Origin of the sequence: Geitlerinema sp. PCC 9228 (assembly GCF_001870905.1) — a bacterium.
Lineage (GTDB): Bacteria > Cyanobacteriota > Cyanobacteriia > Cyanobacteriales > PCC-9228 > PCC-9228.
In genome coordinates this window covers 30545-43471 of sequence record NZ_LNDC01000048.1, presented here as the reverse complement: position 1 = coordinate 43471, position 12927 = coordinate 30545, and the positions used below count along the sequence as shown (strand labels likewise).

Genomic DNA, 12927 nt, shown 5'->3' with positions numbered 1-12927 from the left:
ACCGTTCCCATCAATGACGATAGCGAGGTAGAACCCGACGAAAGCATTGAAGTACAACTCACCAAGAGTACCGGCGTTCCTCTAGGCGATCGCGCCACCGCCACCGTTACCATTGTTGACGACGACAGCGACACTGGCGATACCGACGACACAGACGGTACTGAGGATACGGACAATAGCGATGGTACCAGCGATGGCGACAATACCGATGGAACTGATAACACCAATGAGTCCGACGATACCAGCAATAGCGATGGCGACAATACCGATGGAACTGATAACACCAATGATTCCGACGATACCAGCAATAGCGATNNNGACGATACCAGCAATAGCGATGGCGACAATACCGATGGAACTGATAACACCAATGATTCCGACGATACCAGCAATAGCGATGGCAGCACCGGTAGCGATAGCGCCGTCGAACCCGTCGTTTCTGTCAATAGCGACAACCGCGTAAACTTCTCTGGCGTCGATACCAGCAACGAACAAGCCGTCGCTGCTTTAAACGGACCTTCCGTCACCATTGACAACAGCAGCCTGTACATCGGCTACGAACAAGTTTCCACCAACAATCAAAATCCCATCTTGGTTCGCTATACCGACGGAGAACTAGCTTGGGAACGCACCGATTACGAAGTTAGCAACGACGACAGCCAGGGATATGGCTTGTTGTGGGATGGTACTGACAACTTCTATGCCATCTTTAGCGCTACCGGTACCCAAGGGCAACCCGAAGATGACTTCCGAGAATTTGCCAGTAATGGATGGCTCAGCAGCTACGGTCAAGGCGGTGGCGCTGAAGTTTCTATCATTGCCAAGGTCAATCCCGAAAACGGCAATATTACCAACGCAACCTTCCTATCTGCCGTGTTAAGCAATGGCAATAGCAACACTCTCACCGTCACCGATTTATCTCTAAACGGTGAAAATTTGGTGGTCCAAGCGGAATCTTTCTTCTCCCCTAGAAAAACCGATACCACAGCTATGGAAAACACCGGTTCGGATACCAGTTCTCCCTTTGATTACGAGATTGAATTTACTCCCGATTTAAGTACGGCTGTACGGGCAGAAGCACCTGGTTTTCAGGAACCTTCCTAAATCCAATATTTGATACTCTCACAAATAGAATTCGTGAGATGCTGGCTTCGTTGGGTGTGCCTGCGAAGGGATTCGCGAACAGAGCTAGTCCATCCCCGACGACATTCCATTCCCCTCGGCAAGCATTTTTCCGCCCTATCCGAACGTACTTTAACGCAATTGTAGCACATTTTGACGGTGGCGACCGCCGCACGGGTCGCTTTTCATCCCGGCTGGGAAAGAGGCAGAGCTTGAAAGCTCTCGTCTTTTTTCGGAAAAACCACCTTCAAGTAGTAGCATATCTAGGCTAAAATAGTGGGTAATTTAATGGCTAGATTGTATCCAATACGGGAACAGGCCATTGCTCGATCCACCAAATTCAAATAGATGTCCACCCAACAAACAAGATTCTTGGTTAATCTTCATTTGTTTTGGTATTTATAAAATCGGACGTTGCCCTGACAACAACCAAAATTATTGAGGGTTTTATAAAACGGATTCGGAGAATTGTATGGAAACGAGCCAAAAATGATTTCAAAGGGGTAGGGCCGATTGGCAAATCGACCCTACATAGGGATGTTAGCAGATTGACCCTCCAAACCAGGATTTCGTTAGCTCTAACCCATCAATTCCATAGCACGTTTGGCCAAATTATCTCCCGTGATACCGTTAATTTCCATCACTTGGGAAGCACTGGCAGCCGTTTCGCCACGCTTCCAGGCAAAAATATCTCGATTCACGGTACTGCGTAGCATGATAGGTTCAAACATGGCGCTGGAACCACCAGTAATGCCAATCAACGCATCGCCGCCAAACAAACGTTGGAAACTGGCATCGCTGAGAAAATCGCCGTCGGGTTCGGCACAGGTTTCCCAAGCGGTATCGTGGGAACGATACAAACGACGCGGGTTGATAACGGAAACAATTTTAGAACCAATATTTTGTTCGGCTAGTTTTTCCGCAGCTTCGTAGGCTGGAATCAGGGTCATATCACCAATAACGGCCAGAACCACAGTTTTGTCGCCGGGGGTTTCCTGCAAAATCACTGCGCCGTCGCGCAATGCCTGGTGGCTTTGTTCAAAGGTGCTCCGTACTGGTAGCGGAGACTTACTGGCGGTGATGGTAATGCCTTTATTTTTCGCGGTTAGCGCCCAACGATAGCAGACTTGGATGCTGTTAGCATCGCAGGGGAACAAAGGGAAAACATTGCCATTGCGCATCATGGCGGCAAAGTAGTTTTCAATTTCTGGACGTTGGTGGGTCCAGCCGTTGCGCCCTTGTTCCAAAGCGCCAGCGGTGAATAGGGTAATGGTGGCTGGGGTGGGGCGTCGCAATTCGGCCATAGCTTGGGTGACGGTCTGCCAAATGGGCAAGCCATTGATGGCGAAGGATTCGTAGGAACACCACAGCGATCGCCCGCCAAATAGGGACAATCCAGCCGCCAGACCAGCACAGGCATCTTCGCTGAGGGGTTCGTATACCTGTCCTTGGGGCGCTTGATGGTAGTCTTCGTCGGGGGTGGGGTGAATAATTTTCAGCGCCATGTTGATGTTGTTAATCCCGGAAGCAGCGTTGCCGTCGGCGTTGCTGACCAGGAAGTTGGGGTCTTTTTGTCCCACTTGCGCTGCGATCGCTCCCATGGCGGTGGTGGCTACTTTTTTCTCGCCGCCTACTTCAAATTCTTCTAGGGATAGTTCCCCTAAATCCGACAGGGGTAGTTGGTTTTCAGTGACTACAGTTTTCACGGCTGGTCCGCCGCTGGAACGCTCGAAGTTTTGACGTACCAATTCCCAAGCTTTTACCGGCAGGGCGCGTTTTTGCAAAGATTCGATAATGTGGGGTTTGTCTAGGGTATCTCCAGGTTTCAGGTTGTGGGATTTGGCACCGCGGGTGTGAACGCCGGCCCCTTTGAGCTGTTTGATGATAAAGACTGTCAGCTTGCCGCTTAAAGCGGATTTGGCTGCCCGATCCAACCCTTCCAAGACTGCTTTGGTAAAGGCCATGCGCTGTTTCCAGGAGAATTCTGTGCTGTCTACGTATTCTCCCGGCTGGTTGGCGTCGTCGTAGTCTTTGGCGTTGACCAAGATAATTTCTTGGAAGCCGTGACCGCGCCAGTAGTCGATCATTTCCTGGTTGGGTTTGGTGGAAACCATACTGTGGTGTTCTTGGGAAAATCCGTTCCATACCAGGATGGGTAGGAAGTTGGTGATGTTGGGATAGGCGGTGTTGAAGTGTGCCATGCTGCTCATGACGTAGGGTTCGCCCATGCCGCCATCGCCAATGGTGACTGGGAACAGAACCCCCGGATGCAGTTTGGCCCCTGCCATGGCAAAGTGTTGCCCTTGACCGAGGGGACCGGCGGGGTTGAGCAACCCAGGAATTTGCCCGGAGAGGTGTCCCAACAGACCTTGGTGTTCCCGGAAGCGATCGCGCATTTGCTGGACGTTGTAAATTCCCATTTCTTCTAGGGAACGGTCCAGAAACATGGCGCTGTAAAAACCAGGGGCGTGGTGTCCCACTTCGGTGATGATGTTTTTATACCCCAGCATGACCAAAGCAGCGTAGACTTCTGCCTTGCTGGCGAAGCCGCCGGGGTGTCCGGACCCTTTACTGGCGGTGACTTGCAGGGTTAAATAGCGCAACGCATCCGCTGCGAGGAGGGTTTGATATACGGCTGTGGGGTCGCTGGCCTTGGCGATCGCGGTCTTTTCCGCTGCGATCGCGGCTTCGTTGCCGTAAATATCTAGATCGGGTTTGGTTTCGCAAAAATACTGAATCCCTTCGCAAAAATCCGGTAGCTCGTTACCGCCGCGATTTTCTTGTGTGGTGGCATCGGCGCTGATGGTCATGCTGAACTCCCTTATATTCGTTTCGCCAAATGGTTTTGTTTTCTGGGTATTCTCTACTGTATGAATTGTTCCCCCATTTTACAACTTTTATGTTGCCAAAGTCGTCCCTTCGGACATAAAAAATGTTATATCCACTTTCGCAGATGTTTATGGGAAATGGGAAGTCTTCAAGAGGGGGTATGGTGGCATCGGGGCGTCGGGGGATGGGAGACAAAAATAAATTTATTTTCTACATCTCCCACACTCGGTACGCTCGCTGACTTTTCTATTTTCCCGTTAACTCAACCATAGCGGCGGTTGGTGATTCCTCTTGGTTGTCGTCGTCTTCTGAATCCGCATCTTCTTCCGAATCTTCTTTTGGAGGATTTTGGGGTTTGAATTCGCCGTTTCGCCAGATACCGCGGGTGCGATCGCCGTTGGCTGCGATGTAAACCCCTTCTCCCTGGGGAACCCCTTGTACGAAGTTGCCAATAAAGCGATCGCCGCCGGGAAAGGTACAAACGCCGCGACCGTCAAGCAAATTGTCGTCGAAATATCCCTCGCAGATGGTACCGTTGGCAAATCGATATTCGCCAAATCCCTGGGGAACGCCGTTGACAAAATGCCCTTCAAATCGCGTACCGTTGGTAAACTGACAAACCCCTTCTCCGTTGAGGCGATCGTTGGCAAATTCTCCCTGGCAACGACCTCCGTTGGCAAATTGAATTTCTCCCTGACCGTGGCGCTTGCCGTGGCGAAACTCTCCCTCGTAGCGATCGCCGTTGGCCATAAAACAAACCGCTTGTCCGTGCAAGCGGCCGTTTTGAAAATCCCCTTCACAGTAGGTGCCATCTGCCCAAACAAATCGCCCCTGACCGTGGGGTTTTCCCTGACGTAACGCTCCTTTGTAGCGATTGCCGCTGGGAAACTCGCAGGTACCTTCCCCGGTTAGAAAACCATCCGGAAACCTCCCCTCACAATAAGAAGATCTGGACTCAGATGGCTGGGGTCGGTTGGGGTCTGGAGCTGCCCATACCCGATTGTTAGCGTTGGGATTCCCATGGCCAATTCCAGCTAGGAAAAGAACTGTTGCTATAATTGGCACTCGAACTTGCCACCAGATCTTTACGCGAATTTTCGGTAAAAGTACGTTTTTGGTTTGTCGTTTTACGCAAGTGCGCCCATGCTTCCACATATTCTTGTCCTTACTCTATCGCAACCTAGATCGCTTCCTACACCGGTACGCGCTTTACCTCCGGAACAAACACCTCCTGCGGAGTCTACACTACCTCCCCACGAAATTATACAACCCAGTCGGGTACGAGCCCTGCCTGGGGAACTCAACGATGTGCCCGTTTTTAACAGCAATAGCCCGGAAGTGGTCGATACGGAAGGAATTCTTTTATCTACATTTCCCCCTACAGAAAAAAAACATCCTGAAGCCCACTTAGATTTTGCTTTTCAAGGACGTTTTGATATCTTTTCCCACCATTTGGCGAAAGCCCGAACGCCGGAAGAAACCCATACTCTGTTTCAAGGAATTTTGCTGCACAATCCCAACACACAGCCGGCCACTGTAGAAATTTTACAAGGACTCAGCTATCTAACCAAACCCGATGCTCCGTTTGTGGATTTGCCGGATTATCTGCCAGATCCGCGGGGCAATGTCTATTCGGGTCCGGGAAGTCGTTTGGTAAATGAATTTTTGCGGGGCAACAGCCAAGGCAACTGGCATCCGGAAATGGTGATTCCACCGCAGGAAAGTAAAATGCTGCTGAATATGCCGATTCCAGTGGGCAGGCGGACTCCTTCTTCCAATGCCAGGTCTACGCTGATGCGCCTGCAAAGCGATCGCTCGGTCTATGTGGCGAATTTGGCGATGTACGCGCCTTTGAACGAGCAGGGTCGCGAAACCATTCCCCAACTGGATGATTGGCAAAAATTGCTGAAAACCGGTGATTTGGCTGGTCCTCGGGATTTGAAACCTACGCCGTTGGGATTGCGGGGCATGAAAACCATTTACGGTCGCGTTGCTGGGGTGGCGCGCGGTTCGCGCTGGGAAGCAACTCTCACGGATCCGGAAAGCGATCGCTTGACGATTCCTTCTTCCGGCCGAGCGATCGCCTATGGGTTGAGTACCCTTCACCGCGGTCGTTTGGGGACCAACCAAGTGCAAAGCGGCGAAATGTTGGTTCGCTACGAAGATACAGCCTACTACGCCCACGGGAACTATGGGGTAGAATACGATTTAACCATCCCCCTGCACAATCCCACCGCACAACAACAAACTGCCACCATTTCCCTTTCTACCCCCCTCAAGCAAGACGACAACGCCCAGGAATTATTGTTTTTTACACCACCCCAACAGCGGGTCTTTTTCCGGGGAACGGTACGCTTACACTATCAAGACCAACAGGGCAACGAACAAACCCGCTACGTTCATTTGGTTCAACAACGGGGTCAGGCAGGCAAACCTCTACTGCGCTTGCAGCTGACCCCCCAACAAACCCGTACGGTGGAAGTAAATTTAATTTATCCACCGGACTCTACGCCACCGCAGGTATTGACCATCCAACAAGAACCCAATAACTCGGCAGAAACACAACGATCCAATTTCTGAGAAATGATGATTTCTGAGGATTTCCCAATTTTACGAAAAAAGACGGGAGTTTGAAAGCCCTGCCTCTTTCCCAGCCGGGAGGAAAAGCTCCCCGTGCGGCTTTAGCCGCCGTCAAAATCAAGTCCATGTACTAGGATCTAGAAAAGCAGGCGAAATTTCATAAATCTATTTTTGTTCATCATGTTGACTCTCAGCTACGAATTCTCCCCTCAAACCGACATGCCGCCAGGCTCAAACGATGGAGTCGTAGTTGGACATCTGTCGGCAAGTTGGCAATGATGGGCTGAGAGAACGCAAAGATAAAGATGAGACAAAGAGACTCGATTTTTTATTGCATAGTTTTAAGAAAATTGGATCGCTTTGTTGCTTCCCCATCGCAATTTCCAACTTCCAAAAGCCAAAAACCTACAAAAAAAAGACGTACAAACAATTGCTGTACGTCCTCCTTACCTATTTTAACGAGAATTTTCGGTTACAACTTAGAGCAGGTGCAGTTGGGGATATTCCGCTAGCAGATCGTCGGCGGTGAGGGTATCCCCTTGTGCTTGGGGGGTCCATAGGGTTTCCACCGCCAACAAGCTATCGCTGGAGACGCTACCCAGCTGCCGCAAGCTCTGTTCTAAATCCTTGCTGCTGTTGATTTCCGGTAGCTTGAGCTTGTCTTGTACAGCTACCACGACCGTGACCATGATGTATTCTCCTGGTGCTTGGTCTTTGTTGGGTTCGGTAATGGCAGAGGAGTCACTGTTCTGACGGCGACCGCTGACATTATAGAGGGTTTCTTCGGTAAATTTGCTGCGTTCTTGTAGGGACAGCTGGTTAAATTTGCTTTCTGCTTGCTGGAGTTTGGTTTGTTCGCTGCTAGCAGAGGCATAAACCCAGTACTCGGGATGGCGAAGTAAGGAAAGCGTGGTTTCCTGTAGGACTTGCAAGCGACCGCTGGAGGTGTTGGTATTGACCCGTTCTGCCAAGTTGTTGAGGTTATCCTGTAACTCTCGGGCTTCGGCGAGCAAACCAACCTGCACTTTGGCAACAGTTACGTTGGGATTGCTGGCAGCTTGTTCTTCGTAGGAATCGCTGATGCGGCGGAAACTTTGTAGGAGGAAATTGGCGATCGCGATAATCACGAGAATGCCGAAAATTCCGCCAAAACCGCCAAAGCCAAAGAAGGGCAGCAGAAAGGGAAAGCCAAAACCGCCACCGCGAGGACCGCCGCGGCTGGGTCCCTTGTAGGTAGGACCGGAAGAAGGACTCCGGGGGGCACCAAAGGAACCGCCGCCGATGCGACCGCCGCTGCGACGGGCAGCTGCCTCATCTACATGAATTTGGGAGAAAGCCAGAGCGACGACGAGAGTAAAGACCAACAGCGGTTTGAGAACCGATTTGAGAAAGGTTGCGATTTTTTGATACATGGTTGCCACGATGGAAATTGCAATCGGTGTTATCGTTTTTAGCGTCTTGCGTCAGAATGGCCAGAGATGTTCGCCAGGGGCCGTCAATTCGAGTCCCCGACAATCCAAATCAAAAACAGTGGAAGCACCTATAGATTGTTTGCTTGTCCGGTTTTTGTCCAGCTTTTGTTAAACTTCTTTAACGTTCCTCTCTTCCACTCTATCGTTTTTTGCTAGAGGTCGCAGTATTGGTGGCTGGTTCGGGGAAGCCAAAGCCTTTGGTACTGCCTATCTCAGCGATCGCTTTCCAAAACTAGCCGCCGCCAACAATGGTAACAATTTCCAAGCGATCGCCGGGGGCAATTTGCGTGGTTTCCCAATGCTGGCGGTGTAAAATTTCCCCGTTGTACTCCACAGCCACCAAACGCGGGTTGTACCCAAAATGTTCCAAAAACTCGGGAATTTTCAACCCATCGGGACAGCTACAATATTCGCCATTGACTTGTACGTTTGCCATAGATATTGATTCGCAATTCACCAGAGACTGCATGGAACAGACAAAACCATTTAAGACTGCATTTGATGCATCATGCGTGCTTGGTGCAGTTGGGAAACAAAATACTGGGTCACCAGGGTCGGCTGTTCTGCCTGCATGATAGCGCGGACCACCGCTACCCGTTCGGCACCGGCTGCGGCTACTTCCTGTACGTTGTTGGTATCCACACCGCCAATAGCAAACCAAGGAATTGAGGCGTGTTCGCTGGCGTAGCGTACGTATTCCAAACCAGCCGCTTCTTTATTGGGTTTGGTGGGGGTGGTGTACACTGGACCCACACCAATGTAATCGGCCCCTTCCGCGATCGCTGCTGCCATTTCTTCCGGATTGGTGGTGGACCGTCCGATAATCTTGTGGGGTCCCAACAACTGTCTGGCAACTTCAATGGGGAGGTCCTCTTGCCCCAGATGCACCCCATCGGCATCTGCCGCCAAGGCAATATCTACCCGGTCATTCACCAAAAACAAGGCACCGTAGCGGTGGCACAACTGGCCCAATTGCCGGGCTAGTTCCAAGCGATCGCCATCGCTAATGCTTTTATCTCGATACTGCACCAAGCTCAAACCGCCTTGCAAAGCTGCCTCGACCGTTCCCAACAGGTCGTCCGATGGCGAAGTGACCAAATACAGCTGCGCTTGTTGTAGCAATTGTTGGCGTTGGTAGGAAAGTAAGTTGCTCTCTAAGGTATAGACACGATAGCGCATTTGCTTGCCAGTTTCCCCCATTTGGGGATGGTATAATTTCCCATATTCCTCAACCACGCGCAATGCCTCTTGCACGCGACCGAAGTTTGCTTGCAATAGCTGGCTGATTGTAGCGCGTGTTTGTTCGTGAGGATGGGTCAGTTCAGTTCCCGGATCGCCTGGGGTATCTCTGGCAGCGCGCATTTCCGGAAGGTGCCATTTGCCCAACTCTTGGCGCATTTCCTTGCATTCGTTCGACCATTGGGTATGGCGCACGCCAAAGCGACACCATTCTTCAATAATGCGTAATCCCTCTCGCGCCCGGTCTAGATTGGCGTCTAAAATACGGTACAAGGCCGGTTGTGCTTGTGGATACGGGACACTGGCCATTCTGGTGCCGCGATCGCTGCGGTCGATTTGGTGGGCACCATCGCGTGGTGTTTCGCCCATGGGAACATCTCCATGCATGGTTTCATCAAAACGTCTAACAAAAAAATGCGTTCGCCAACTGGTTACTTGGTTGGTGGGGTTGACGGTTCCCGAAACGTAGGCATTGATTCTATCATCTATTCCAGTCCAGTAGGGACAGCCTGCTGGGACAGAAAATGTGTCAGCTACCTGGCAGCCCTCTACCTGCAAACTTCCAGGCAGATCGAGATCGGGGTTGACAAACAGTTCTACCACCCATTCTTAACCAACCAAGCCTGATGTATTATTTACTGAGGAAATTGCCATGGCACGTTCGTACCAAAACCACGCCGCCTCTACGCGCCGGTCTATCCAAATTGTAGCTGGCATCGGTTTTGCCGCTATGGTTTTGAGAATTGGTGCTTTGGGCACCGTGGTGGGTTGGGGAACTGGGCTGGTGTCTCCACCTGCTGTTGCCCAGAACGCCCCTGCCACTTCTGCCAATCCCACAGATGCGCCCAACTACCAAGTCCTCTACGTCGATCCCAACACCGGTAGCGATCGCGAGGGCAAGGGGACCCAAGCAGCACCGTTAAAAACCATTACCCAAGCCCTAGCCGTGGCCCCATCAAACACGGTCATTCGTTTGGCAGCCGGTACCTACAGCACAGCCAGCGGCGAACAGTTTCCCCTACGCTTGCAACCGGGGGTCACCCTCCAGGGCAATCCTAACCGTCGCGGCGACAATGTGACGATCGAAGGGGGCGGCCGGTTTACCAGCGACACCTACGCCCGGCAAAATGCGGCCATTGTGGCTTCCGATTGGTCGGGATTGACAGGGGTGACGGTGACCAATCCCAATCCCCGCGGTTATGGGGTTTGGGTGGAATCCGCCAGTCCGGTTATCGTGCGCAATACCTTTACCGGCAATACCCACGATGGGGTTGCCGTGTTGGGGGAAAGCGATGCCATTGTTCAAAACAATTGGTTTTGGCAAAACGGTGCCAACGGCATTACGGTCTATGGTAGGGCTACCCCACGCATTCAAGGCAATCAAATTCGCAATACGGGATTTGGGATTAATATTGCCGAACAAGCTGCCCCGTTGGTGGTGGATAATGTGATTGCTGGCAATCGCGATGGGGTTTTGGTGCAGGGAGAGGCACAGCCTATTTTGCGGCAAAACCGTATTGCCGACAACCAGCGGGATGGGGTGGTGGCGATTAACAATGCTTTGCCTGATTTGGGGATGCAGGGGCGTCCTGGCAACAATGAGATTCGCAACAACGGTCGCTACAATATTCACAATAACGCTACTTCCCGCATTATTCCAGCGTTCGGCAATCAGGTATCCCCCGATCGCTTGCAAGGACGGGTGGATATTGCAGGTAATTTAATGCCCAATCCCACTGCCTCGACGAATAACCGCCGCGAAGCGATCGCCCAACTACCCCCCTCCCTGAACCCACAACCAGCTGGGGCATCCCCCCATCGCTCCAATCGCCAAAATCAAAGCGAGCGCAACTTCCCGGCGATCGCAGATACCACCCCTGCTCAGACAGAAGTGCCCACCAGGGCCAATCCCATCGAAATTGAAGTACCGCAACCAGCCAGCGACCGTGGTCAGGATGGCCGCCGCCCAGCTGCCAACCGCAATGCTGGCAATACCGCCCCTCAACGGCAGCGCCGCCCTTCTCCCTTACCTAATTTGGACGCACCTCCCAACAACGTCCTGCCAGTGCCCGAGGCCAATATCCCCACCTCTGGGGAGGCACCCTCTATTACCATAGATACGTCCAACCGTCAAGCCCCCGGCGTCGATAATAACCATGCCGCGCGTTTGGGGGTAAACTATCGCATCCTGGTGGATGCCCAAAGCGAACGGGAACGAGAACGCTTGCGATCGCTGGTTCCTGAGAGCTTCCGGGTGGAAGTAGACGAGCGTACCTGGTGGCAAGCCGGCGCTTTCCGCGAACGCTACCGCGCCCTCCAATTACTCTACCAACTGCGTCGTCAAGGATTGCGCACCCTCATGCAGTCCATCGAAAGCCACACAAGCAACTAATCTTGGGACCCACGTTGTTCGGAAGCGAGGATTTTCTGCAAAATCCTCTCAAACGTATCCAGCACTTTATCCAAAGCCGTTTTATCGTTCACCGTCGATAGCAAGCAGTTGGGCTGCCTGCCTTCGGTGAGATTTAGGGGCAAAGCCAAGCCAATCGAACTCAACTGACTGCGCAACTCCAACCATTCCTGTTGCTCGTTAAACGGAGGTTGCTTGGCATATTCCCGCGAATCAATCCACAACCCACCATCAATCGCCACTGTAAACAAAGTCATGGGCAGGAGATTTTTGGGTTTGACTTCCGCACTGAAACCACCGTAGGTATCCCCCGTTCCCCAGTGAACCATCACATTCGGTGCCTTGCTAATTGCCCAATCGTAAATCCAGCGAGCTTTGGCCGCCTCCTCGCTGCTGTGTCGCGCTTGAAATTCTTGGAAAAAGGAAACCGGGTCCCATTTGCGTCTCTCCCGGGTAGCACTGGCTTTGCGTTTTCGGGCACCTGCCGTTTGGCCAATCGATCGCGGTACCAACGTTTTGAGCTCTCCCTCGCCCACAAATTGTTTGATTTCCAACGCCAAAACTTCCGCCGGGCTCATTTGCTCGTTGAGAAACTCCACCACTTGCTGCAATTGCGAGGAAATTTCGTCGGAAACAAAAATCAGGCGAATTTTGGAAGCCTGTAAGTTGGTTTTTACCTGCTGCCAAAATCGTTCTTCGTCGGCTTCATCCCCCAAAAACTCGGCAAATACCTGCTCCGGGTCGCGGTCGGCATGGCGGCAGTTGCTTTCAAATTGGGAGACGATAAATTCCAAAGGCCAAGCCACCATAGCATTAGCGGCATACTCCAACAGCTGCCCGATAACTTGACGCCGGCTGGCCGTATCATCGCTATGTTTGACCGATACCAGTGTGGGAATGGCATTCTGATCGACAAACAAATGCTCCAACGACCAGCGACCGTCGCCATCTTCATCGATGGGGAGGTCGATTTCCCGGTAAACAGTCAACCACTGCCTGGCAGTGCCCCGGTCAATGCGATCGCCGGCAAGCAGGTTGGGATATTTTTCTAGGAGTTCCTGTAACTGTTCTTCCGTTTCATAAGCTTGCTCTTTCATTTCTACAAGCCGATCGTCGTTTTGAATTAAATAAATACCACCGCTCATGAGCGTCCTTCGTAGCTACCGTTTCTATGTTGCCTGAATTGCCCAGCTTCAAAAACTGTATCATTGAAGCCAATCGGTCATTGTTCCTCTATTTTGCTGTTGGTACCGTTGCTTGTCCAGTATTTTCGTA

The 12927-nt window shown here is 51.7% G+C and carries 9 protein-coding genes; 3 read left to right on the top strand and 6 right to left on the bottom strand.

Going from position 1 to position 12927, the window contains the following annotated elements:
• Positions 1-318: 318 nt before the first annotated feature.
• On the top strand, positions 319-1104 hold a 786-nt coding region (locus AS151_RS22445; RefSeq protein ID WP_211517507.1), incomplete at its 5' end, for a hypothetical protein.
• Positions 1105-1700: 596 nt separating this feature from the next.
• On the opposite strand, the gene AS151_RS03460 is transcribed toward AS151_RS22445, so the two are convergent.
• Together AS151_RS03460 and AS151_RS21280 are read right to left on the bottom strand one after the other, a co-directional pair.
• Positions 1701-3932, bottom strand: a complete 2232-nt coding sequence (locus tag AS151_RS03460) for a transketolase (protein ID WP_071515671.1) — start codon at positions 3930-3932, stop codon at positions 1701-1703.
• 265 nt (positions 3933-4197) lie between these two features.
• A complete protein-coding gene (locus AS151_RS21280; RefSeq protein WP_071515670.1) occupies positions 4198-5016 on the bottom strand; it encodes a hypothetical protein in 819 nt (272 codons plus the stop codon).
• 78 nt (positions 5017-5094) lie between these two features.
• Between AS151_RS21280 and AS151_RS03450 the strand changes: the two genes are divergently transcribed.
• Positions 5095-6531, top strand: coding sequence for a DUF3370 domain-containing protein (locus AS151_RS03450; protein ID WP_071515669.1), 1437 nt, complete (start codon positions 5095-5097; stop codon positions 6529-6531).
• A gap of 479 nt (positions 6532-7010) precedes the next feature.
• Here AS151_RS03450 and AS151_RS03445 read toward each other — a convergent pair whose 3' ends face one another.
• The 3 genes from AS151_RS03445 to AS151_RS03435 form a co-directional block, all read right to left on the bottom strand.
• Positions 7011-7943: a DUF1517 domain-containing protein gene (locus AS151_RS03445; RefSeq protein WP_071515668.1), complete on the bottom strand. Its 933-nt coding sequence runs from the start codon at positions 7941-7943 to the stop codon at positions 7011-7013.
• Positions 7944-8235: 292 nt separating this feature from the next.
• On the bottom strand, positions 8236-8439 hold the full coding sequence (gene thiS, locus AS151_RS03440) for a sulfur carrier protein ThiS (protein WP_071515667.1): 204 nt from the start codon (positions 8437-8439) through the stop codon (positions 8236-8238).
• A gap of 50 nt (positions 8440-8489) precedes the next feature.
• The gene (locus tag AS151_RS03435; protein ID WP_071515707.1) at positions 8490-9551 is read right to left on the bottom strand and encodes a thiamine phosphate synthase; all 1062 of its coding nucleotides are present in this window, start codon (positions 9549-9551) and stop codon (positions 8490-8492) included.
• Positions 9552-9894: 343 nt separating this feature from the next.
• Here AS151_RS03435 and AS151_RS03430 point away from each other — a divergent pair, with 343 nt between their 5' ends.
• Positions 9895-11634: a DUF1565 domain-containing protein gene (locus tag AS151_RS03430; protein ID WP_071515666.1), complete on the top strand. Its 1740-nt coding sequence runs from the start codon at positions 9895-9897 to the stop codon at positions 11632-11634.
• Here AS151_RS03430 and AS151_RS03425 read toward each other — a convergent pair.
• A complete protein-coding gene (locus tag AS151_RS03425; RefSeq protein ID WP_071515665.1) occupies positions 11631-12797 on the bottom strand; it encodes a hypothetical protein in 1167 nt (388 codons plus the stop codon). The genes AS151_RS03430 and AS151_RS03425 overlap by 4 nt on opposite strands.
• Between the last annotated feature and the right edge of the window lie 130 nt (positions 12798-12927).